The sequence below is a fragment of the Rothia sp. HMSC065C03 genome (genome assembly GCF_001837295.1).
GTDB lineage: Bacteria > Actinomycetota > Actinomycetes > Actinomycetales > Micrococcaceae > Rothia.
The window spans coordinates 374,634-397,612 of record NZ_KV832006.1 but is presented as its reverse complement, the minus strand read 5'-3'; the positions used below and the strand labels follow the sequence as shown (position 1 = coordinate 397,612).

Sequence of the window (22,979 nt, the reverse complement as noted above, 5' to 3'; positions counted from 1 at the left end):
CCAATATGAAGTGAGTGGATAATTCACAAGGAAATATACTTGACCCCCCCCCATTGTCAAAGTGGCAAAAATTGGCGTTGCTCAGAACAAGCATCCACTGCTGACATATCTGATATCGCATAAAAGTACCCGCCCGGTGCCGAAGGCATATACCTTCCGCACCGGGCGGGTACCTTATCTGCGAGTCAGGAGCTTAGATGTTGAAGCCCAGCGCGCGCATCATATCGCGGCCGTCCTCAGTAATACGCTCCGGGCCCCACGGCGGCATCCAAACCCAGTTCACACGCCAAGAATCAACCAGGTTATCCAGGTTAGCCTGAACCTGCTCCTCAATAACCTCCTGCAGCGGGCACGCAGCGGTGGTCAGAGTCAGGTCCAGAATGAGGGTTCCGTCCTCATCCCAGCGCAGACCGTAGAGCAGACCGAGGTCAACAATATTGACGCCGAGCTCCGGGTCAATGACCTCCTTGAGGGCTTCCTCAATCTCTTCCTGAGGAACACGACCCTGCACAGTCTCAGTCATAGTTCTATCTTTCTGTCAGAATCCGGTAGGAGAAGAAGCTTACTTCTTACCCACGTAAGAAACGTAGCCCTCTTCTTCCAGGCGGTCAGCCAGCTCGGGGCCGCCCTGGTCAACCATCTTGCCGTCCACGAACACGTGCACGAACTGCGGCTTGATGTAGCGCAGGATGCGGGTGTAGTGGGTAATCAGCATGACGCCCATGTCGTTAGCCTCGTGCGCACGGTTCACGCCCTCAGACACGATCTTCAGTGCGTCAACGTCCAGACCGGAGTCGGTCTCATCCAGGATGCCGAACTTGGGCTTGAGCAGCTCCAGCTGAAGGATCTCGTGGCGCTTCTTCTCACCACCGGAGAAACCCTCGTTCACGTTACGTGCGATGAACGCAGGGTCAATCTCCAGGTTCTTCATGGCTTCCTTAACGTCCTTGGTCCAGGTACGCAGGGAGGGAGCCTGACCGTCCACAGCGGTCTTAGCGGAACGCAGGAAGTTGGACATGGTCACACCGGGGATCTCAACCGGGTACTGCATAGCCAGGAACAGGCCTGCGCGTGCACGCTCGTCCACGCTCATCTCGGTGATGTCCTCACCGTCGAGCAGGATCTGACCGGAATCAACCTGGTACTTGGGGTGGCCAGCAATGGTGGAAGCCAGAGTGGACTTACCGGAACCGTTCGGGCCCATGATTGCGTGAATCTCGCCCGAGTTGATGGTCAGGTTAACGCCCTTCAGGATGGGCTTGGTGGTTTCGTCGTCGAGGATAACCGAGACGTGAAGGTCCTTGATTTCAAGAGTAGACATTGATTTCTCCTGGTAAAGCTTAGTTGTTGCTGAGGGCGAGCTCTGCCTCAAGGGCCTCGGTGAGCTGCTCTTCAAGTTCGGGAACACGGATCTGCTGAATGATCTCGTTCAGGAAGCCGCGCACGACCAGACGGCGTGCCTCAGCCTCCGGAATACCGCGAGCCTGCAGGTACCACAGGTGCTGCTCATCGAGCTGGCCGGTGGTGGATGCGTGGCCGGCGCCCTCAATCAGGCCGGTCTCAATCTCCAGGTTCGGCACGGAGTCGGCGCGGGGACCAACTTCCAGCAGCAGGTTACGGTTCAGCTCGTAGGTGTCGGTGCCTTCTGCATCCTTACCAATCAGAACGTCACCAACCCATACGGAGTGCGCACCCTTACCCTGCAGCGCGCCCTTGTAGGTCACGCGGGACTTGCAGTTGGGTACGGAGTGGTCCACGAACAGACGGGACTCAATGTGCTGACCTGCGTCTACGAAGTACAGGCCGTACATTTCAGTCTCAGCGCCGGGAGCGGTGAACTTGGTGGAGGGGGTCACGCGCACCAGGTCGCCGCCGAGGGACACCACAACGTGCTTGAAGCGTGCGTTGCGGCCCAGCTTAGCGTAGTGTGCGGAGGCATGGATTGCGTCGTCAGCCCACTGCTGCACGGAAACAACGTTCAGCTCAGCCTCGTCGTTCACCACGAACTCAACGTTCTGTGCCAGGATGGTGGAGCCGGTGTGGCGCAGAACCACGACAGCCTTCGAGAAGGGCTTAGCCTCAATCACGATGTGCTGCGCGGCAGCCTCGTTGCCGGTGCCGGTGATGTCGATTTCCACGTGCTCAGCCAGTTCAGCTTCGGCGGGGATGGTCACCACGGTTGCTTCGGTGAAGCTGGACCACGCGTTCGCTGCCACACGGTCCTCGGGGATACCTGCGGAGCCGATGCGTGCATCCTCGCGGGAGACGGTCTCAACCTGAACCTGCTCGGGTGCAGTGATCTTCGGTGCCGGTGCGGTGCCGGTCAGCTTCTCCAGGTGCAGGCCGCCCAGACGCTTCAGCGGGGTGAAGCGCCAGTCCTCTTCACGACCGGTCAGGGGTGCGAAGTCTTCCACGTTGTAGGAGGTCTTACGCTCTGCACGGGATGCTTCGAGTACCTTCTGGACGTTGTTCGGGTTGGAGCCCTGGTGGTGTGCCTCGGTGGCGCGCATCAGGGTGTCATCGTGGGCGAACTCGGTGGCGAGCTTCTCGCCCTCCTGGTCCATGCCGGGGATGATCGGGGAGTGGTAACCCAGGGTTTCTTCGTTGGTCGGCATTAGCCCACAGATCCTTCCATCTGAAGTTCGATCAGGCGGTTCAGTTCGAGTGCGTACTCCATCGGCAGCTCACGGGCGATAGGCTCAACGAAGCCGCGGACAATCATCGCCATTGCTTCTTCTTCGCTCAGGCCGCGCTGCATCAGGTAGAACAGCTGGTCCTCGGAGACGCGGGAAACGGTCGCCTCGTGGCCCATGGTCACATCGTCCTCGCGGACATCCACGTAGGGGTAGGTGTCGGAGCGGGAGATGGTGTCCACCAGCAGTGCGTCACAGACCACGGAGGACTTGGAGTGCTTAGCGCCCTCACGCACCTGAACCAGGCCACGGTATGCGCTGCGACCGCCGTTACGTGCCACGGACTTGGACACAATGGTCGAGGAGGTGTTCGGTGCAATGTGAACCATCTTCGAACCGGTGTCCTGGTGCTGACCCTCACCCGCGAATGCGATGGACAGGGTCTCACCCTTAGCGTGCTCGCCGACCATGTAAACAGCCGGGTACTTCTGGGTGACCTTCGAACCGATATTGCCGTCCACCCATTCCATGGTGGCGCCCTCGTGCGCAACCGCGCGCTTGGTCACCAGGTTGTAGACGTTGTTCGACCAGTTCTGGATGGTGGTGTAGCGAACGCGTGCGTTCTTCTTCAGCACAATCTCAACCACTGCGGAGTGCAGGGAGTCGGACTTGTAGATGGGGGCGGTGCAACCCTCAATGTAGTGAACGTAGGAGTCTTCGTCCGCAATAATCAGGGTGCGTTCGAACTGGCCCATGTTCTCGGTGTTAATGCGGAAGTACGCCTGCAGCGGAATCTCCACGTGAACTCCCGGGGGAACGTACACGAAGGAGCCACCGGACCATACGGCGGTGTTCAGCGCGGAGAACTTGTTGTCACCAATCGGGATGATGGAGCCGAAGTATTCCTTGAACAGTTCGGGGTATTCGCGCAGACCGGTGTCGGTATCGACGAAGATCACGCCCTGCTTCTCCAGGTCCTCACGGATCTGGTGGTACACGACCTCAGACTCGTACTGTGCCGCCACACCCGCGACCAGCGAGTTACGCTCCGCCTCGGGAATGCCCAGACGCTCGTAGGTGGTGCGGATGTCCTCGGGCAGTTCCTCCCAAGAAGCCGCCTGACCCTCGGTCGAGCGCACGAAGTACTTGATGTTGTCGAAGTCGATTTCGGAAAGATCCGCACCCCAGGTGGGCATGGGCTTACGCTCGAAGAACTTCAGCGCCTTCAGACGCATATCCAGCATCCACTGGGGTTCGTTCTTCTTTGCAGAGATGTCGCGCACGACGTTCTCGTCCAGGCCGCGCTTTGCTACCTGGCCTGCTTCGTCGGAGTCTGCCCAACCGTACTCGTAGTTGCCAATGCCCTCGAGTTCGGGGTTCATCTCCAGGATCTCTGAAATGACGGTGTCGTTGGCGTTCTGCCCAACTTTCTCAGTCATTACGGCCTTTCTTCGATGGTTATTACATTTCTCTCCGTCACCTGCCGGTTGCAGGCGCGGTAGTTTTAGGGGCTGATGCCGCGCTCGACCACGGCGTTTAACGCAGCGTGGTGCGGGCGGTTTTCAGCGTGCGGGTCGCATCCTTGAGGGGTTCATCGGGGTGCGCCGCGGGGTACTGCGGTAAGTGTTACGCGGAAGGTTTCTCTGCGGATTCCTCGGCGTTCTTCTCGCTCTCGGCGGTGACGCGGTTCAGGGGCACGTGCGTGGTACACACGTGAGCGCCCGAAGCCATGGTCGAGAGCCTACGCACATCAACGCCGAGCAGGTCGGAAATAATCCCGGTTTCCTGTTCGCAGAACACCTGGAAGTCGCCGGCGAGGTCGCGTACCGGGCAGTGACCCTGACAGAGCTGAATACTTGCCAGAAAATGCTCGGGAACGGTCCGTCCTGCAGGAGGCGCGGTAACCTGAGCGGTCGCCACGAAACCATCCTTGCTCATTGCCTCTGCGAGCGCCTGCGCTCTGGCCGCCACATCATCACCGGCGGCTTCTACGACGGGTCGGTAGCGGGCTTCCATTTCTGCGGCGCGGGCGGAGGCGAAAGCTTCGAGGGCTTCCTGCCCAACCGTGTCGCGGAGCATTTGCAGGGCGTCGCGGGCGATGATGAGGTAGTCGTTGCCGAGGCGTTCGTGGCCCTGGGGGGCGATCACGTAGCGGCGGGCGGGTCGTCCGGCTCCGGCGCCGTGCTTTTTGATGGGCGCGACCTCGATCATGTTGTTGGATTCGAGGGCGTCGAGGTGGCGGCGTACCGCTGCGGGAGTGAGGCTGAGGAGCTCACCGAGGGTTGCTGCGGATACGGGGCCATTGTTGAGGACTTCGCGCAGGACGCGGTCCCTGGTGCGTTCTTCTGCCTCGGCTTTGCGCTTGGATGTGCGTGCCGCGGAGGACTTTGTACTGGAAGCACCAGTAGAGCCCGAGGCGGCGGTTCGGGTGCCGTTTCGGGTCTGCGCCTCGTTCGTTGAGGCGCGCTGAGGGGTCTTATTCACGGAATACACAAATAAAGTATGTCCTAATTAGTTTTTCTTTGGCTAGTTAGGTACCCCTACTTGCTAACTTTTCTACCTTAAAGTGAACTTTTGAGTCGTAACGGGCGTGCTTTGAACGTGAGTTAGGGCATAAGATGAAGGGGCACACACGCTCCTTCATCGCAAAAATCGAAAGTGACTGTCTATGGAGACCACCACCGCGGGCCAGCAGGACCACCCTGGGCGTGCATCCGCCGTACCAACGGCACACACGGAGCCCAGCGCCTCACCCACCGCACGACGACGCATCGTCACCGAAGAACCGGCGCTCACCATTAAAGACCTCATCAAAGAGTTCAAACCCTCACGCGCCTTCCGCACCAAATACCCCGAACGGCTCACCGCCAGCGGGCTCTACCGCGCCGTCAACAAGGTCAACCTGCGCGTCTTCCCCGGTGAAGTGGTCGTCCTCCTCGGAGCCAACGGTGCCGGCAAAACCACGACCCTCGCCTGCGCCCAGGGCCTACTCAAACCCACCCGCGGTACCGTGCGCCTCCTTGGTGAAAACCCGCTGCAGGCGGACCCGGAGCTGCGCGCCAAGGTCGGCATTATGCTCCAGGACGGCGGCCTGCCCAACGCCATGCACCCCATTCCGCTACTCGAGCACATCTCGACCATGTACACCGACCCGTACCCGGTCGAAGAGCTTGCAGAACGCCTCGGCATTGATGCTTTCAACGGCACCACGATTCGCCGCCTCTCGGGTGGTCAGAAGCAGCGCGTCTCCCTCGCCGCCGCCCTCATCGGCCGCCCGGACGTGCTCTTCCTCGACGAGCCCTCCGCGGGCCTGGACCCGCAATCCCGCAACGTCGTCTTCGACATCATTCGTGAACAGCGTGAACTTGGCACCGCAATCGTGCTCACCACGCACCTGATTGATGACGCGCAGAAGCTCGCCGATTACGTCTACATCATTGAAAACGGCGCCACGGTTCAGGAAGGTACCGTCTCCGAGCTCATCGCCAGCGACGGCACGAACCGCCTGCAGTACACACTGGATGCACCCACCCCCACCCGTGAGCAACTGCTGCCCGCACATCTGCGTGCCGGTGTGGAGCTCATCGAGAAGGTGCCCTACACCCCGGCTCGTGACGGCGCACCCTCCGTGCCCGGCGCGTATGAGCTGGTCGGCGCACTACGCCCCGAGCACCTGGCGGCGTTCACCTCAGCGCTCGCCGAACGTTACCTCATGCCGATTTCTCTCACCATGGAACCGAAGACTCTTGAGGATGTCTTCCTCGACATTTCAGGACGTGATATCCGATGAGCAACACCGCACGCACTAACAACAACCGGGCGGCCAACAACCGGGCAACAGAAAACCAAGTAAAAGAAAAGCCTGCAGAAGAGAGCCGAGCGGAAGGGAACCGAATGGAAGAACGCGCCGCGAACACCCGTTCCGCCGTAGACACCCGCCCCAAGGTCTCTTCTATTGACGAAGATGAGGAGTACATTCCCCCGCGCGCGAACTACCCGCTCGTGCGCGTAATCGAGCAGGGCCGCTACGAGACGATGGCGATGCTCCGCAACGGCGAGCAGCTGATGCTCAACATTATTTTTCCCGTCATGGCACTCATTGCGTTGCGGTTTACCGGCCTGATTGATGAGTACGCGAACTCGGTGGGGGTCTCCCGCATGGACGCGGCGGTCCCCGGCGTTCTGGCGCTCTGCGTGATTTCTACGGCGCTGTCCGGTCAGGGCATTGCCACAGGTTTTGATCGCCGCTACGGCGTGCTGCGATTCCTGGCGACCACTCCCCTGGGCCGTAACGGTCTGATCATGGGCAAGTGCATTGCGGTGCTGGTGGTCGTGGCGATTCAGTTCACGCTGGTGGCAGCGCTCGGGTACGGTCTGGGCTGGCGCCCGGACGCTATCGCCGTCTCGCGCTCCATCATCACGATGCTCATGGGCGCCGGCGCGTTTACGGCGCTGGGTCTGCTCATTGCCGGCACGGTGCGCGCGGAGGCGACCCTCGCCATCGTGAATATTGCCTGGGTGATTCTTGCCGGTGCCGGCGGCGTGGTGTTCCCGTTGAAGTCCTTCCCCGACTGGTACGCCGGGGTTGTGGCATGGTCGCCCTCGGCGGCTCTGGGTGACGCGCTGCGCGGCAACTTCATTCAGCATCAGTGGCTTGCCGACCCGCACTGGGTACTCATCGTGTGGACCGTGGTCATTGGGTTTATTGCCTCGCGCAAGTTCAAGTGGTCTGACTAGTATCAACCTGGCAGGCAGCGCTTTTCGCGCATACAGCTAAAGCAACTGCAGGTTAAAAAGGCGGGCGCCGGATATGTTTCCGACCATATCCGGCGCCCATTCATATAACACAAACCTTTAGTCTCAATCACGCACAAAGTGCACGGTCAGAGACTAAAAGAAAGCACTCTCCTCCAGAACCTTTTATCTCACCACCACAGTAAGATAATCGACGGTTCTTACGCGGAGGAGGGGCTTCAATCACCGAGATGCAGACCGACCCAACCACTGTTTCGGTCTGCAACCTTCCTGCTCAACCTTAACATGAGCTTCACCACTTACACAAAAATTGTTACGTTACTGAACAATATTCAGCGCATAGCTCAGAAACACAGCTCAAACGCGCACCGCGAAATCCGCGGAGCCCGCGTTGTAGCGTCGCTTTTTCTCCATCTCAGCCCCGTATCACCCTGTGAATGTCTGCATTCACACACCGGATCCTGCCGCCTCGTGAACTATCCTGTTAAAACGAAAGGGTCGAAACAACTCTCCGGACGCCCCACACACAGCACCCCGTGTGCCCCGCACCTACCCGGGTACCTACCGGCGCGGGAATAAGCGCCACCGAAGGCACGTTACACCCGACGGACAGCGCGCTAGCACAAGCCTGCTGGCGCATCCACTCACGTTGTGAAAGGACACCCACGTGGCAGAGAACTTCCAGTGGACAGAAACCGACCAGCGCGCCGTAGATACCGCACGTATCCTCGCCGCAGACGCCGTAGAAAAGGTCGGATCCGGCCACCCCGGCACCGCAATGAGCCTGGCGCCGGTCGCCTACCTGCTCTTCCAGAAGGTCATGAACCAGGATCCCTCCGACGACCGCTGGGAAGGCCGCGACCGCTTCATCCTCTCCCCCGGCCACACCTCCCTCACCCTGTACACTCAGCTGTTCCTCGGCGGCTACGGCCTCGAAATGAGCGACCTGGAAGCCCTGCGCACCTGGGGTGCCCTCACCCCCGGCCACCCCGAATACAAGCACACCAAGGGCGTAGAAATCACCACCGGCCCGCTCGGCCAGGGCCTGGCATCCGCCGTTGGTTTCGCCTACGCACAGCGCCGTATGCGCGGCATGTTCGACCCCGAAGCAGCACCGGGCACCTCCCCCTTCGACCACCACGTCTACGTCATCGCCTCCGAAGGTGACGTGCAGGAAGGCGTCACCGCCGAGGCGTGCGCGCTCGCAGGTCACCAGGAGCTCGGCAACCTGATCGTCGTCTGGGACCGCAACCACATCTCCATTGAGGAAGACACCGACGTTGCCTTCACCGAGGACGTAGCAAAGCGCTACGAGTCCTACGGCTGGGATGTTCAGCGCGTGGACTGGACCCGCACCGGCGACTACGTTGAGGACGTCGCAGAACTGTACGCCGCTATTGAGCGTGCGAAGGCTGTCACCGACAAGCCCTCCTTCATTGAGCTGCGCACCATCATCGGCTACCCTGCACCCACCAAGCAGAACACCGGCGCAGTACACGGCTCCAAGCTCGGTGCTGAAGAGGTTGCCGCAACCAAGGAACTGCTCGGCTTCGACCCCGCCAAGAGCTTCTTCATCGAGGAGAACGTCCTGGCGCACACCCGCCAGCTCGTTGAGCGCGGCGCAGCGGCACACAAGGCATGGGACGAGAAGTTCGAGGCGTGGGCTAAGGCTAACCCCGAGCGCGCCGAACTGTACAAGCGCCTCGTCGCAGGCGAACTGCCCGCAGACTACAAGGCTGCCTTCCCCGTGTTCGAGGCTGGCACCTCCGTGGCAACCCGCGCGGCATCCGGCACCGTCATCAACGCTATTGCTGACACCTTCCCCGAACTGTGGGGTGGCTCCGCTGACCTCGCCGGCTCGAACCTGACCACCATCAAGGGTGCAGAGTCCTTCAACCCGGCATCGCACAGCACCGAAGACTGGACCGCGAACCCCTACGGTCGCGTGCTGCACTTCGGTATTCGTGAGCAGGCTGCCGCAGCCATCGTCAACGGCATCGTGCTCTCCTCCCCGACCCGCGCGTTCTCGGGCACCTTCTTCGTGTTCTCCGACTACCAGCGTCCGGCTGTTCGTCTCTCCGCGCTGATGGGCGTTCCCGCACTGTACGTGTGGACCCACGACTCCATTGGTGTGGGCGAGGACGGCCCCACCCACCAGCCGATCGAGCACCTCTCCTCTCTGCGCGCTATCCCCGGCTTCGACGTGGTTCGCCCCGCGGACGCTAACGAAACCGCCGTCGCATGGCGCACCATCCTGGAGAAGTCCGACCGCCCCGCAGGTATCGTGCTCTCCCGTCAGAACCTGCCCGTCTGGGCTCGTGAAGACGTGCACGCAGACGCTGAGGGTGAGAAGTTCGCTTCCGCTGAGGGCACCGCACGCGGCGGCTACATCATGGCTGACACCGAGGGCACCCCGGACGTCATCCTGATCGCTACCGGCTCCGAGGTTGAGCTCGCTGTTCAGGCTCGCGCAACCCTCGCAGAGCAGGGCATCGCGGCTCGCGTGGTCTCCATGCCCTCGCGTGAGTGGTTCGCTGAGCAGGACGCAGAGTACCGCGAGTCGGTTCTGCCCTCCTCGGTTGTAGCCCGCGTCTCCGTCGAGGCTGGCCTGGCGATGAGCTGGTACGACCTGCTCGGCACCGCCGGCCGCGCCGTATCCATCGAGCACTTCGGTGCATCCGCCGATGCGAAGACCCTGTACCGCGAATTCGGTATCACTGCGGAGGCTGTCGTGGCCGCCGCTAAGGATTCCATCGACGCCGCTAAGTAGGCAGTAACAACGCCGCGGTAACTGCCGCGCACACTGCGCTCCCCCTGTACGGGTGGGGTGCGGACGCAACGGGTAGGCTCCGGCTGACCGCTCAGCCGGAGCCTCCCGCCGCCCAGAAGATTTCACTGATATCTCAAATTTCAATTTCGACAAAGAATCGAAGGTTTTCACATGTCTGAGTCCACTCAGAAGCTTTCCGACGCCGGCGTCTCCATCTGGCTTGACGACCTCTCCCGTGAGCGTCTGACCAGCGGCAACCTCGCCGAACTCATCAAGACCCACAACGTCGTCGGTGTGACCACCAACCCCACCATCTTCGCTGGTGCGCTCTCCAAGGGCGCCGCATACGCTGAGCAGATGCGTGAGCTTGCCGCCGCCGGCGCAAGCGTTGAAGAGGCAGTCTTCGCCGCAACCTGCGACGACGTGCGCGCAGCCTGCGACGTGTTCGCACCCGTCTACAAGGCATCCAACGGTTTTGACGGCCGCGTCTCCATCGAGGTTGACCCCCGCCTGGCACGCGACGCCGAAGGCACCGCCAAGATGGCACGTGAACTCTACGAGCGCGTGGGCCGCGAAAACGTCATGATTAAGATCCCCGCAACCCAGGAAGGCCTGCGCCCCATCGCGGAGACCCTGGCTGCTGGCATCAGCGTGAACGTAACCCTGATCTTCTCCCTGACCCGCTACCGCGAGGTCATCAACGCCTACATGCTCGGCCTGGAGCAGGCGCTGGAGAACGGTAAGGACCTGTCCACCATCCACTCGGTCGCATCCTTCTTCGTCTCCCGCGTAGACACCGAAATCGATGCACGCCTCGAAGCTGCCGGCGGCGACGCTGTGCAGCTCAAGGGCAAGGCAGGCCTGGCAAACGCACGCCTCGCCTACGAGGTGTTCGAGGAAATGTTCTCCTCCGAGCGTTGGGCACGCCTGCAGGCACACGGCGCAAACGTACAGCGCCCGCTGTGGGCATCCACCGGTGTGAAGGACCCCTCGCTGCCGGACACCCTGTACGTCACCGGCCTGGTCGCACCCAACACCGTGAACACCATGCCCGAGGCAACCCTGAACGCTGTTGCCGATCACGGCGAGGTTACCGGCAACACCATCGTGCCGAACTACTCCGAAGCGAATGAGGTTCTGGACGCTATCTCCGCTCACGTCTCCTACCCGGAGGTCGTGGAGAAGCTCGAGGTTGAGGGCCTGTCCAAGTTCGACGTCTCCTGGGAAGAGCTGCTGCAGACCGTCCGTGAGGCACTCGAACAGGCCAAGTAGCTGCTAGTAGCCGCCGAACTATAGCGCGGCACTAAACACTATCGGTGTGCACCGCCCGATGCGCACCGCGGCACCGCGTCCTAATCCGCCGGGGTTCCCGCCAGAGCTTCACCGCTCGGGGAATCTCGGCGAATTAGGGTGCCACTGAGACAATCCCGTCAAAACCGGTACAATACAGGGTACACACCTTCCAGAATGCGGCATCGCCTCCGCGCGAATAAGGTACGAACCGCGCGCCGCACGAACCAACCAAGGCAATCAAAGGAATATATTGTGACTATCGGTCATGAAGCGAACCCCCTCAGGGACACTCGCGACCGCCGCATTACCCGCATTGCGGGGCCGTCCGCGCTCGTCTTCTTTGGCGTAACCGGTGACCTGGCCCGCAAGAAGCTGCTTCCGGCAGTGTATGACCTCATGAACCGCGGTTTGCTCCCCCCGAGCTTCGGCCTTGTCGGCTTCGGCCGCCGCCCCTGGAGCGATGACGATTTCCGTTCCTACGTACGCGAATCCGTTGAAGCACACGCCCGTACCCCCTTCCGCGAAGACGTATGGAACCAGTTCCAGCAGGGCATGCGATTCGTCGTAGGTGCCTTTGACGACGACGCAGCCTATGAACAGCTCAAGAGCACCCTCGCCGAACTCGACGAGCGTGGCGCTCACGGCAACCACGCCTTCTACTTGTCGATTCCCCCGAAGGCATTCGAGCAGGTCCTCACCAAGCTCGCCGAACACGACCTCGCATCGCGCGATAACGACACCGTCAACCCCGTCGACGGTTGGCGCCGCGTGGTCATTGAGAAGCCCTTCGGTCACAACCTTGAAAGCGCACGCGAACTGAACTCCATCGTGGAAGCAGTCTTCCCGCCCGACGCCGTGTTCCGCATCGACCACTACCTGGGCAAGGAAACCGTGCAGAACATCCTGGCGATGCGTTTCTCCAACCAGATGTTCGAACCGCTCTGGAACTCCAACTACGTTGACCACGTCCAGATCACCATGGCAGAAGACATCGGCATCGGCTCCCGCGCAGGCTACTACGACGGCGTGGGTGCAGCCCGCGACGTCATCCAGAACCACCTGTTGCAGCTGCTCGCCCTCACCGCCATGGAAGAGCCCCTCAGCCTCGACGCCAAGCACCTGCGCGCCGAAAAGGCTAAGGTCCTCGAAGCGCTCCGCATTGACGATCTGCCGAACTCCTTCGCGCTCGGCCAGTACGCCGCAGGCTACCAGGGCGGCGAGCACGTCAACGGCTTCTTCGACGAAAACGACATCCCCGCAGACTCCCGCACCGAAACCTTCGCAGCGCTGAAGGTGTCCATCGCAAACCGCCGCTGGGAAGGCACCCCCTTCTACCTGCGCGCCGGCAAGCGCCTGGGCCGCCGCGTCACCGAAATCGCCGTGGTCTTCAAGAAATCCTCCGACCGTCTCTTCGGCGAACGTGAAAACCCGCAGGTCGGCCAGAACGCCATCGTCATCCGCGTGCAGCCCGACGAAGGCATGACCATCCGATTCTCCGCGAAGGTGCCCGGCACCCAGATGGAAATCCGCGACGTCAACATGGACTTCGGCTACGGCCACTCCTTCACCGAAGAGTCCCCCGAAGCCTACGAACGCCTCATCCTGGACGTTCTGCTCGGCGAGCCGCCGCTGTTCCCCCGCCACGAAGAAGTTGAGCTCTCCTGGAAGATCCTCGACCCCTTCGAAGAGTACTGGGAAGAAAACCGCATTAAGCCTGAACCCTACGAGTCCGGTTCGTGGGGTCCGCGTTCAGCACACGAGATGCTTGAGCGTGACAACCGCGCTTGGAGGCGCCCGTGATCTCGCACCTGCATAACACCACCGTTTCCGCTATCAACAAGGAACTGAGCCACCTGACTGCCGCCAACGGTAGCCTCAGCAGCGGACGAGTTCTCACCCTCGTTGTTCTCGCGGAAAAGGGCCACTCCCGCGAAGCAATGCGCGCCGCAATTCGTGCCTCCCACGAACACCCGAGCCGCATTATTGTGCACATCTCTCACGACCCGCTCGACCCCGACCAGCTGGATGCAGAAATCCACCTCGGCGGCGACACCGGCGCATCCGAGATGATTGTTCTGCGCGGCTGGGGTAGCGCATCCCGCCCGACCGAAGCACTGATCTCCGGTCTGTTGCTGCCGGACTCCCCTATTGTGGTCTGGTGGCCGCACTCGGTGCCCGAGAACCCGGCACAGCACTCCATCGGTCGTATCGCGCAGCGTCGCATTACCGACTCTGCACGCGCCGACGACCCGAAGGAAGCGCTGCGTAAGCTCACCGACGTATTCCGTGCAGGCGACACCGACCTGGCGTGGACCCGCCTCACCCTGTGGCGCACCCAGCTGGCAGCGCTCATGGAACAGATGCCTTCCTCCCCCGTACGCCGCGTGGTTGTATGGGGTTCGAGCAAGTCCCCGTCCGTGGTGCTGCTCGGTACGTGGCTCGGCTGGAAACTTGAAGCGCCCGTACACCTCGCCACCATCGGCGCGGCAAACCGCGGCCTGTACCGCGTCAGCATTGAGCGTGAAGACGGTTCCGTGACGATGTTCCGCCCCGGCATTTCCGTGGCAACCATCTCCACCCCGTACGCGCCCGATCAGCAGATTGCGCTGCCGGTGCGTACCCTCGCCGAGTGCATCTCTGAGGAGCTGCGCCGCCTCGACCCGGACGACACCTACGGTGACGTGCTGAAGCAGGCGCTGTGCACCGTCACCCTCGTCGATGACACCTGCCAGCCTGAAGACATGCTGGACCTCGAAGAATACCCGGAGGTTTTCGATGCCTAAGATTCAGAACATGGGCGCATCCACCCCCACCCTGGTGGCGCACCCGACCCGCGACGCTCTCGCAGAGGACGCGGTGACCCGCATCCTCGACATCATTGAGCACGTGCTCTCTGAGCGCACGATCGCCCACATTTCGCTGACCGGCGGCACGATGGGTATCGCCACTTTGAAGGCGTGGGCTGAGAACGAGCGCGTGAAGGATATCGACTGGTCCCGCGTGCACTTCTGGTTCTCTGATGAGCGTTTCGTGCCCGAGCGTAGCCCCGAACGTAATGACGGTCAGGCTATTGAGGTGCTGCTCGCTCCCCTGCTGTCGCACGGCCTGGTCGTGGGCAATGTGCACCGCATGGGTCCGTCCGATATTTTCACCGGTCTTGAGGCTGCGGCTGAGCATTACGCTTTTGAGATGCGCGACTACGCCGGTTCTGCACCGGCTGTGAGTGTGCAGATGCCCGAGGGCGCAACCGAATTGCCGCTGGCTGGCGGTCACGGTGGCGGCGCAGGTCACGAGCACGGCGGCTCCGGCGGCTGTGGTTGTGGCGGCGGCGGTTGTGGTTCGTCCGCACCCGAGCAGTCCATCGAAGAGACCATCCTGGACGAATTTGACGCTGAGGCTGCTGAGGCTTCTGAATCCGCCGGTGGTTGCGGATGCGGCGGCGGAGGCGGCGGAGGCTGCGGTGGCGGCGGCCAGTGGCCCGCCCCGGTCTTTGACATCACCCTGCTGGGCATGGGCCCGGACGGCCACATCGCGTCCCTGTTCCCGGGCCGTAAGCAGGTTCTGCTGGGTACCGGTCTGCCGGAGGATCCGGTTGAGGGTGGTAAGGCTGTGACCGTGATGGTTTCTGATTCACCGAAGCCGCCGGCTGAGCGTGTGTCGGTGACCCTGCCGATTATCAATAATTCGCGTCACGTGTTCTTCCTCATCACCGGTGAGGATAAGCAGGATGCGACCAGCCGCCTTCTGGCTGGCGCGAAGCTGGACGCTGAGGACCTGAACGCGGAGCTGCTGTTGGAAACCCCGGCGGTGGGTGCACGCGGTAAGAAGCAGACCCTGATTTTTGCAACCGAGGAGTCGCTGGCTCCTGAGAACCGCCCGTAAGGTTCGGTTCTGAACTGCATTGGATAAAGGGTGGAGCCCCGGATAGTTTCGTGAACTGCGCCCCGAAACTTGGACGCATTAAATACTAGCCGTTACACGGCTTCCTGCAGGGCCTGAACCCGGTACTCTACCGGAGTCAGGCCCCTAAGCTTTACCTGACGTCTTACCGTATTCCAATGCGTGATATAGGCATCAAGGTCGGCTTTGAAGCTCTCGAAGGTCTGCCAGTCCTGGCCACGAAAGAACTCGTCCTTAATGTGTCCAAAGACCTGCTCGGTGGCACCATTGTCGATGCAGTTACCCTTACGTGACATGCTCTGGATAAAACCATTATCGGCCAGCGTACTGATATAGGTCTCGTGCTGATACTGCCACCCCATATCCGAATGCACAATCGGCTCGACCCCCTCAGGTTTGGCGTCCACGAGTACCTGAAGCATCTGTTGCTGCTGGGCAAGATTAGGGCACATCGAGATGGAGTGGGCAACAATCTCTTTACTGGCAAAATCGTACACCGGAGCAAGATACGCCTTACCAAAGGAAAGCTTAAACTCGGTAACATCAGTACCCAACTTCTGCCAAGGACCAGTCGCCGTGAAATTGCGACCAATAATGTTGGCGAACCTTTGCCCCACATCCCCCTTATAGGAGTTATACCTACGGTAGGGCCTCTCACGACGTATACCGCAGCGCAGCCCCATCTGGCGCATCATCTTCAAGACCGTCTTATCGGCAATGCGCACCCCTTCCTCAGCACGCAGACACATGGCCACCTGCCTGTGACCGCACCCGTTGGGGGTTCGCGAAAAGATTTGCGCGACCTTGGAACGTAACTGCACTCTGGTTGGCTGCTGGGGATGAGCCAACGCGTAGTAGTAGCTCGACCTGGCAAGGCCAGCAGCTTCGAGGAGATCACGCACCGCGTGTCCCTGCCCTGAAAGCTCAGCGACCACTAGGGCTTTGTCCCGGTTTGGGAGCGCTTCTGCGCCTTCAGGGCAATCGATTTTTTTAGGTACGCCACCTGTGCCTCAAGCTTGCGCACACGCTCTTCGAGTTCCTCCTCACGCGTTGGCGGCACCGCCCGCACCGACCCCTTCGGCCTGCCCTTGGGCTTAGGCTTAAGCGCCTGCGCGCCGCCCTGCCGGTACAGCCTGCACCACTGCTTCAACGGTGTTGCGCTTGCAATACCGAAATGCACCATCGCCTCAGGCTTACTCATCCCACCATCAACCACAGCCTTCGCTGCGGCGACCTTGGTCTCATAGTCGTATCTGGTCCGCTTTACTCCCATGGCAAGAAGCCCGCCCTTCCCGATTACGCGGTACATTTTCTGCCACTCTCTCACAGTCGCGGCAGACACGCCAAGCCTTTTGGCGGTCAAACGATAGCCACGTCCCTTCTCAAACATTTGTACTGCCTGTTTCCGAAGCAAATGGTCATGCCTTGATCTCAGATGTTCAGACATGAAAAGCCTCCTGTTTCTTGGACTTTAGTTTTGTTGTCCAAGAAACGGGAGGCAGTTCATTCGACTATCCGGGGCTTTTCTCTATGGTTTTAAACCAGCCCGAAATGGTACTAGAAGTGGTACCATGAAGTATGCCGAGTCACACTCTCCCCCGCCAAGAGCTCTACACCTACCGCGTCGAGTGGTCTGAAGACGACCAGGAATTCGTCGGAACCGTCGCCGAATTTCCCAGCCTCTCATACCTGGCCCCAACCTCTACCGAGGCATTCGAAGGTATCCGAGAAGTCGTCGCCGATACCCTCGAAATTCTTGAAGAAGACGGCCGCGAGGCACCCGAACCGTTCTCTCTGCGTTCCTTCTCAGGACGATTCAACTTGCGTGTTTCACCGCAATTGCATCGTCGTCTGGTTCAGCAGGCAGCGCTTTCTCACCAGAGCCTGAACCAGTACGTGAGCCAACAGCTCGAAGCGGTCGCCTAAGTAATCCAGGACATCTTCATCATCCAACGAAGATTCCAAAATGTTATGACATGACAAAAGAGTGGAGCCCCGGATAGTTTCGACTATCCGGGGCTCCACCCTTTTCTATGCCGCGCGCTACTTCTCAGGGGCGGTAGGATTCTGCGGCTCTTGCTCTTCCGAAGATTCCTCCCTCTCGAAGCCCACGTACAGTGCCGCCAGCGACGGAACCGTCGCCTCCAGCACCTCCTGCGCCTCCTCAGCGGTCGGGGCGAGCTTCGCACCGGTCAGTTGCAGGTACTCACGCACCGTCATGGGCTGCGCCCAGTCAAAGTGTTCACGCACGGCGGTGATGTTCGCGCCAGACTGTAGCACGTTAATGCCGCGGGCAAGACCAATATCCGTCACCTTCACGATAGCGTCAGTCTCATCAGGAATGTCGTACGGGTCGCGGTTCTGCAGGTCCACGATGAACGGAAGCACGCCGCGGCTCTCAGCGCGCAAGGTGAACTTGGTGTGCACCTGACTCACCTCGTGCACCTCACCCACGCCCACGGCGGGCACCACCATGAAGCCCGCCTGCAGGTCGTTCACCGCGGCCAGGGTGTGTGCCTCCCCGAAGCCGGAGTACAGCTGCACCACCGGCACGAGGTAGCACACCTCCGCCTTGAGCGCCTTGCGCGCCTCAATGTCGATGTACTCCCAGGCGCCGCCGGTACCGTCCGTAATGTCACCGGAGTGGTGCGCGTAAATGGCACCCTGGCTGTTCTTCGCGGTCTGCGACCAGTAGCTGATCTTGTCCATGTAGTTGCCTTCGGCGTCGAACATCATCAGCGACAGGTCAATGTCCACGCCCTCATCCCAGAAGCAGAAGAGGCGAATCACGCCAGTGGGCGGCAGGTGCACCGTGGAGGTGTTGTAGCGGCCCATACCGTCCAGGGAGGGGCGGGCGCTGCGGGTGTTCAGCGGCATGACCATGTCCCCCACCTGCTCGGGCAGGTAGATGCTGGTCTCGGCAAGGCGGCCGGACAGACCAATCTCAACCAGGCGTTCCAGCAGGTCCAGCACCGCCGGGCTGTACTCGCGCGCCGGAATCATGGTGGCGATGCCGGTCTTGGACAGGTTCATGCGCTGCGGGGCGGCAGGCTGATCCTTCTGAGCTGATGCCTTGCGGCGCTCCTCGCGCTGGCTCGCGGGGCTCTCGGAACCGACCGGAATGGACGGTAGCGGGTTCTCCGGACCGGAATTATCCCCAAAGAACGAACCCAGCGGGTTCGGGATGCCCGCGTTCTGCATGATGTTCTGAACCCTCGCGACGCCCTCCGGGTTGCGGCGCGCGTTGTCAGCGAGCTCCCGGTCCTCCTGCACCGCCACCGGGTTGGCGGGGCGTTCCTTCGGCGGGTTCGCGAGCGCGTTACGCTGCAGGGTCACCAGGTTACGAATCTGAACCAGGATGGGCGCGGAAACGCGCGGCGCCACGGCGGCAAACGCGTCAAAGATGACCTGCTGGCCGGGGCTCGGCGCGGTGTCTATGCCGTAGCGGGGCGCTTCGAAAGCATCTAGGGCGCGCACCAGCTGGCGCGCAAACACGCCGGGGCGGGTCGAGAGCAGACGTGCCACATTCTGCGCATCCCGGGTTGCGTAGGCGCGGTCCACCAGCGATTCGAAGCTGTACACCTCGCCGCGGTACAGGTCGTCAGCCCAGCGGCTCAGCGCGGTCAGCGAGGGGTAGTCTCCGGGGTGAATCGCCTTGACGAGGCGCTTGTACATTTCAGCTGCGGGCGCGCTGTCGTAGCGGGCACCGACCGGGTCAGCTTCAATGATGCGGTTGAGCAGGTGTGCGATGCGGGTGCGTTCGCTACGGCGTAACTTCAGGCGCGGGGCGCGGCTCAGGCTCAGGTCGCCCACCGTGCCGTTGAACCGCAGGCGCGAGTAGGCGGCGGCGAGGGCGAGCGCCTCCTTCATGGTGTACAAGTGCTCAGCGTCTTCGGGGTGCAGGCATGCGGCGATGAACACGCGGTTCTCGCGGCTGGTGTTCTCCGGTCGGGCAGCTGGCAGGGCGTCATGCTGGGCGAGGAAGCGGCGCAGCGCCACCAGGTCGCGCTGGTCGGTCTGGTTGTATACCTGCTGCTGGCCGAGCAGCTGCTGGTAGAGGGCACCCGCCATGATTAGGGCGTTCTGCACGCCGCTGACCATCTGCAGGGGTCGGCGGTTGCGTTCCATACCGATGAGGTTGGTGCGGCTCAGCGGCTGCTGCCACTCGTAGGGCACGTAGTTCTCGGGCAGACCGCCAACGATGCGCTCCGTGCCGTCCGGGTTGTAGTACGGGTTGGAGAGGTAGTGCATGATCTGCTCGGTGTAGCGCTGCTCCTCGGTGAGCGTCAGGGCGCGCAAATCAAAGTCGCGGCGGAACACGCGGCCGGGGCGGTACCCGTACTCGTAGGACCAGATGGTCAAGAACAGGGCAAATTCGTTGGTGCTGACCTTCAACGCCTGGGCGAGGGATTCCTCGCTGAGGGTCAGACCGCAATTGCTCAGGGCGGACACTCGCCCCAGGTCGGTGTCGAATACACCGGCCTGGTGCCGCTCATTAATGCTCGAGTAGTTCGAGCGGTAGTAGGGGCCGTACAGGTCGGTGAAGACGTACACGCCGTAGCGGCGCATCAGGATGAGGCGCACGAGGGGGCTGAGGCCTTCGGGCGCTTCGCCGTGAAGGTATGCGGATTCGTTGAGGTAGGGTGATTCCTGCAGGTAGGGGGATGCGTCGTAGGGGGTAGTCACGGGTCGTCCTTTCCGTTGGTCTCACCCGACTGTCACCGTCGGTGGTGTGTTTATGTTCTTATCGTAGCGGCGTGGGCGCGGGTTGTCGTTGCGTTTGGTCATCGGTGACCTGCGGGGGTGCGTATTCGCCGGGAAACAGGCGGTTACGTCATTCCGTGCGGGGCTCGCCAGTCATCTGCGCCCCGTCATCGCGGTGGGAACGGCGGTTAAAAGAAAAATGGCGGGAAGCGAAGAATCCGACAAATATAAGAAAAAGATATTTCAGAAAGTAGGACTCTTCATGATCCGCCATTACCTATAGAGTACTCCCGCCCCGCGACGGTGGTCAAGCCGTTTCGTCACGGGGCGGTGAGTGCGGTTGGGTGCACGAGGTTTCGTGCACGAGGTTGGGTACACAGGGTTGCGCGCGTAGGGGGGGGCAGATACGGCGGCGCAGTTACGGGGTGCTCCCCTATGACTCCCCTACCGTGATCTACCCTTCAGTGCCTGCCGGTGAGGTGCCTCCGCCCGAGGTGTCTCCGCTCGAGGTTTCTCCACCCAGCAGGGTGAGCGCGGCTTTGCGGGCGGCAAGCGCCTCCTCAGTCACGCGCGGGGTCACCGCCGCCAGAGCGCGCAGGCTCTTCGCCAGCACCGTGGAGCCCTTCATCTTCGGTTCCAGCTCGGCGGGAATCTCAACCGGCGTGCCGTACAGTTCGGCAAGCTCCACCGCCAGCTTCACGATGGGGGCACCCTGCCTCACCTGCGGAACTAACGGAAGGATTTGGCGCACCGTCTGGAAGACAGACCACCCCGCCAAAGGGCTCAGCGAAGCGGCATCGTTCAACGTCTGCACTAGACGATTCACCCCGAACCAGCCGTGTTCCAGAAGGTACCCGAGCTCGCTGGCGAAAAGGCGCGCGTCCCAGTTGCCGCGGTCTATGAGGGATGCAATCGTCTCCGCCGCCAATGCGCGACGCTCCGCGGCGTGCACCACAGAAGCCCACGCCAGGAAGTTATACGACGGCACACCCAGAGCACGCTCAGCAGCACCGAGCGCCTGCAGAACCTCCTCAAAACCGTGAAGGCGGGAGAACTGATACACGCTCAGCAGCGGCTTATACTGCGCCGCCAGAAGGTCCGGGTTGTGGCGCATCGCCCAGGCGTACCAGCCACATACCAGGGCAACAGACGGCACCTCGGTATGTTCCAGGGAACGCCCCGGATACTCCGCGCAAGCACCAGCCACCGTGTACGCCGCCGCCGTGAACGTGCTCCGTTCCGTAGCGGGTTCCTCCCCCGGCACCTGCCACAGCTCGTAGGTGGAATCATTCACCTCATACTCACCACGCAGAACCTTCGGAAACGCCTCACGGTACGACTTGAAACGAATCACCGTACGCTCAAAAGAGCGCTCCACCGCAGGCAACGGCTCATCCAGCAGAGGCGCAAAACCCTGCCCAGCCGCGCCCTCGCTGCTATAGGGCTGATCCCCGAACGCAACGCGAAGCTGCTCGTGGAATAGTGCCGTCGGCGACCGGTACGCCCAATATTCGCTACCCTTCCGCGGGTACCCCCTAAAGTAAAAATCAGAAGGCTGAAAACGCCCCACATGCTCCGCTACCGCCGCGGGGTCTGAGGCGTGCACATGCTGGACCAGCAGACGGTACGCCAGATACCGCAACTGGTCGCGACCGTCATGCCAGGCACGACTCAGGTAGCGGCGCAGGTGCTTCTGAAAAACAGGACTGAACTCAATGATCCGCCCCTCCTGATGCGCCCGGTGCAGGTAGGCCAGCAGCGCCGGGATGCGGCGGACAGACTGCTCCCTCTCGTTGAGGTGGTAGAGGGCGAACAGTAGCTCCTCGCAGTCCCGGTCGTCGAGAATAGCATCACGGGTGGCTTCGGAGGCGCACCCAGCCTGCGGCGTTGCTCTGAGGGCGTTGTTCAGCTCAGCGGCTGAGAGCCCAAGGGAAGAGACATCCGGGATCTGCACGCTATGGGGCGGCTGATCTGAGGCGGGCTGAATCGGACTGGGTTGAATCGAACCAGGCTGAATCGAGCCGGGTTGGCTGGACACAGTGCCAGGGCACAGCTTCTGGGCGCGGTCCTTGAGCTCCAGAGGAAGAACCTCCACAGCATCCTGCACATATGCAGACACCTCACCGGCACGTTCTGGTACCGCCCGGACACTCAACTCAAACACCTTCAAACCGGCGGTCATCAGCTTCTTCTCACGCCGGAACAGCAACTGCGCGGCGGCAGGTAGCGCCTCCGCCACCAGGGTTTGAAGCTCATCAGCAGTCAGCGGCGCCTGACCGGCAGAGGCAGCACCGCCAGACGGCGCGCAGACCTGCAGAATACTCTGTAACATCTGCGCACCCAAAGCAGCCGTGGTCGCCACCGGCGAAGCCAACAACGCCGGAATCAGCGCACCGTGCCGAGCATAGGATTGCGCCCGCTCCGCCAAAGCCTGCTTACGTTCAGCACCCCGCAGACCCTTCGGGACCGCCGTCAGCGCCTCAAAGGCACGCGAGAAAACGCGGGCGTTCTGCGGCGCATAATCACGCAGCAATGCCTGAACGCACTCCTGCTCAATCCGGGCGCGATACTGCGGAAAATGCTCCGCCAAATACACCAGCAAATCATGACCGCAGATGGTCAGCTGAGCATCATAAATAAACCAAATCGCGAAACCATTCGAGGGCATGGCACCCTCCACGGTAAACAGCGCCCAGATCTTTTCCCAGTGCTCCGGATGCTCCCTAAAGAATTCAGCAATCGCCTCATCATCCATAGAACGCATGGAACGGCCCGGCACAATACGCCACAGAAACTCCTGCAGGTATTCGGCACTCCACGCAGGCGCCGCAGGATGCACGCTTTCAGGCACAGTATTAGGCACCGTTCTCACCCAGCAGGGCGAGCGCGGCTTCGCGGGCGGCAAGCGCCTCCTCAGTCACGCG

The 22,979-nt window shown here is 61.4% G+C and carries 17 protein-coding genes; 8 read left to right on the top strand and 9 right to left on the bottom strand.

The features are described from left to right. Positions 1-193: 193 nt before the first annotated feature. The 5 genes from HMPREF2605_RS07255 to HMPREF2605_RS07235 all read right to left on the bottom strand — a co-directional run bounded on the left by HMPREF2605_RS07255 (position 194) and on the right by HMPREF2605_RS07235 (position 5,126). Positions 194-523: a metal-sulfur cluster assembly factor gene (locus tag HMPREF2605_RS07255; protein ID WP_060824818.1), complete on the bottom strand. Its 330-nt coding sequence runs from the start codon at positions 521-523 to the stop codon at positions 194-196. 39 nt (positions 524-562) lie between these two features. Continuing rightward, complete coding sequence (sufC, locus tag HMPREF2605_RS07250) at positions 563-1,321, bottom strand: Fe-S cluster assembly ATPase SufC (protein ID WP_049358343.1); 759 nt, start codon at positions 1,319-1,321, stop codon at positions 563-565. Positions 1,322-1,340: 19 nt separating this feature from the next. Continuing rightward, positions 1,341-2,615, bottom strand: coding sequence for a Fe-S cluster assembly protein SufD (gene sufD / locus HMPREF2605_RS07245; protein ID WP_070847618.1), 1,275 nt, complete (start codon positions 2,613-2,615; stop codon positions 1,341-1,343). After that, the gene (gene sufB / locus HMPREF2605_RS07240; protein ID WP_049341273.1) at positions 2,615-4,072 is read right to left on the bottom strand and encodes a Fe-S cluster assembly protein SufB; all 1,458 of its coding nucleotides are present in this window, start codon (positions 4,070-4,072) and stop codon (positions 2,615-2,617) included. The genes sufD and sufB overlap by 1 nt, the downstream gene beginning before the upstream one ends. A 187-nt stretch (positions 4,073-4,259) precedes the next feature. Further along, positions 4,260-5,126: a helix-turn-helix transcriptional regulator gene (locus HMPREF2605_RS07235; protein WP_070847615.1), complete on the bottom strand. Its 867-nt coding sequence runs from the start codon at positions 5,124-5,126 to the stop codon at positions 4,260-4,262. 175 nt (positions 5,127-5,301) lie between these two features. On the opposite strand from HMPREF2605_RS07235, the gene HMPREF2605_RS07230 reads away from it, so the two are divergent. From HMPREF2605_RS07230 to HMPREF2605_RS07200, 7 genes are all read left to right on the top strand, one after another. Further along, positions 5,302-6,423, top strand: a complete 1,122-nt coding sequence (locus HMPREF2605_RS07230; RefSeq protein ID WP_070847612.1) for an ABC transporter ATP-binding protein — start codon at positions 5,302-5,304, stop codon at positions 6,421-6,423. Next, the gene (locus HMPREF2605_RS07225) at positions 6,420-7,370 is read left to right on the top strand and encodes an ABC transporter permease (protein WP_070847609.1); all 951 of its coding nucleotides are present in this window, start codon (positions 6,420-6,422) and stop codon (positions 7,368-7,370) included. Before HMPREF2605_RS07230 ends, HMPREF2605_RS07225 begins: the two co-directional genes overlap by 4 nt. A gap of 685 nt (positions 7,371-8,055) precedes the next feature. After that, positions 8,056-10,158: a transketolase gene (tkt, locus tag HMPREF2605_RS07220; RefSeq protein ID WP_070847606.1), complete on the top strand. Its 2,103-nt coding sequence runs from the start codon at positions 8,056-8,058 to the stop codon at positions 10,156-10,158. A 171-nt stretch (positions 10,159-10,329) separates the two neighbouring features. Continuing rightward, positions 10,330-11,430: a transaldolase gene (tal, locus tag HMPREF2605_RS07215; protein ID WP_070847603.1), complete on the top strand. Its 1,101-nt coding sequence runs from the start codon at positions 10,330-10,332 to the stop codon at positions 11,428-11,430. Between the two features lie 273 nt (positions 11,431-11,703). Next, positions 11,704-13,251 carry a glucose-6-phosphate dehydrogenase gene (gene zwf, locus HMPREF2605_RS07210; protein WP_070738391.1) on the top strand — a complete coding sequence of 516 codons (1,548 nt, stop codon included), beginning with the start codon at positions 11,704-11,706 and terminating at the stop codon, positions 13,249-13,251. Next, complete coding sequence (locus HMPREF2605_RS07205; protein WP_005506118.1) at positions 13,248-14,234, top strand: glucose-6-phosphate dehydrogenase assembly protein OpcA; 987 nt, start codon at positions 13,248-13,250, stop codon at positions 14,232-14,234. Before zwf ends, HMPREF2605_RS07205 begins: the two co-directional genes overlap by 4 nt. Then, complete coding sequence (locus HMPREF2605_RS07200) at positions 14,227-15,333, top strand: 6-phosphogluconolactonase (protein WP_070847600.1); 1,107 nt, start codon at positions 14,227-14,229, stop codon at positions 15,331-15,333. Before HMPREF2605_RS07205 ends, HMPREF2605_RS07200 begins: the two co-directional genes overlap by 8 nt. Before the next feature lie 92 nt (positions 15,334-15,425). Here HMPREF2605_RS07200 and HMPREF2605_RS07195 read toward each other — a convergent pair whose 3' ends face one another. Both HMPREF2605_RS07195 and HMPREF2605_RS07190 read right to left on the bottom strand, forming a co-directional pair. Further along, positions 15,426-16,253 carry an IS3 family transposase gene (locus HMPREF2605_RS07195; protein ID WP_246828187.1) on the bottom strand — a complete coding sequence of 276 codons (828 nt, stop codon included), beginning with the start codon at positions 16,251-16,253 and terminating at the stop codon, positions 15,426-15,428. 32 nt (positions 16,254-16,285) lie between these two features. Beyond that, a complete protein-coding gene (locus tag HMPREF2605_RS07190; RefSeq protein WP_070847593.1) occupies positions 16,286-16,798 on the bottom strand; it encodes a helix-turn-helix domain-containing protein in 513 nt (170 codons plus the stop codon). Between the two features lie 131 nt (positions 16,799-16,929). Between HMPREF2605_RS07190 and HMPREF2605_RS07185 the strand changes: the two genes are divergently transcribed. Then, positions 16,930-17,277, top strand: coding sequence for a type II toxin-antitoxin system HicB family antitoxin (locus HMPREF2605_RS07185; RefSeq protein ID WP_005509120.1), 348 nt, complete (start codon positions 16,930-16,932; stop codon positions 17,275-17,277). A 117-nt stretch (positions 17,278-17,394) separates the two neighbouring features. Here the strand turns inward: HMPREF2605_RS07185 and HMPREF2605_RS07180 are convergent, their stop codons facing one another. Next, positions 17,395-20,037: a TerD family protein gene (locus HMPREF2605_RS07180; RefSeq protein ID WP_070847590.1), complete on the bottom strand. Its 2,643-nt coding sequence runs from the start codon at positions 20,035-20,037 to the stop codon at positions 17,395-17,397. A 472-nt stretch (positions 20,038-20,509) separates the two neighbouring features. Then, positions 20,510-22,918 carry a DUF7825 domain-containing protein gene (locus HMPREF2605_RS07175; protein ID WP_246828186.1) on the bottom strand — a complete coding sequence of 803 codons (2,409 nt, stop codon included), beginning with the start codon at positions 22,916-22,918 and terminating at the stop codon, positions 20,510-20,512. Positions 22,919-22,979 lie beyond the last annotated feature (61 nt).

Excerpts from the sequence above, each read along its gene's own strand:
- HMPREF2605_RS07255 (WP_060824818.1), bottom strand. The coding sequence starts at position 523 with ATGACTGAGACTGTGCAGGGTCGTGTTCCTCAGGAAGAGATTGAGGAA.
- sufC (WP_049358343.1), bottom strand. The coding sequence starts at position 1,321 with ATGTCTACTCTTGAAATCAAGGACCTTCACGTCTCGGTTATCCTCGAC.
- sufD (WP_070847618.1), bottom strand. The coding sequence starts at position 2,615 with ATGCCGACCAACGAAGAAACCCTGGGTTACCACTCCCCGATCATCCCC.
- sufB (WP_049341273.1), bottom strand. The coding sequence starts at position 4,072 with ATGACTGAGAAAGTTGGGCAGAACGCCAACGACACCGTCATTTCAGAG.
- HMPREF2605_RS07230 (WP_070847612.1), top strand. The coding sequence starts at position 5,302 with ATGGAGACCACCACCGCGGGCCAGCAGGACCACCCTGGGCGTGCATCC.
- HMPREF2605_RS07225 (WP_070847609.1), top strand. The coding sequence starts at position 6,420 with ATGAGCAACACCGCACGCACTAACAACAACCGGGCGGCCAACAACCGG.
- tal (WP_070847603.1), top strand. The coding sequence starts at position 10,330 with ATGTCTGAGTCCACTCAGAAGCTTTCCGACGCCGGCGTCTCCATCTGG.
- HMPREF2605_RS07200 (WP_070847600.1), top strand. The coding sequence starts at position 14,227 with ATGCCTAAGATTCAGAACATGGGCGCATCCACCCCCACCCTGGTGGCG.
- HMPREF2605_RS07190 (WP_070847593.1), bottom strand. The coding sequence starts at position 16,798 with ATGTCTGAACATCTGAGATCAAGGCATGACCATTTGCTTCGGAAACAG.
- HMPREF2605_RS07185 (WP_005509120.1), top strand. The coding sequence starts at position 16,930 with ATGCCGAGTCACACTCTCCCCCGCCAAGAGCTCTACACCTACCGCGTC.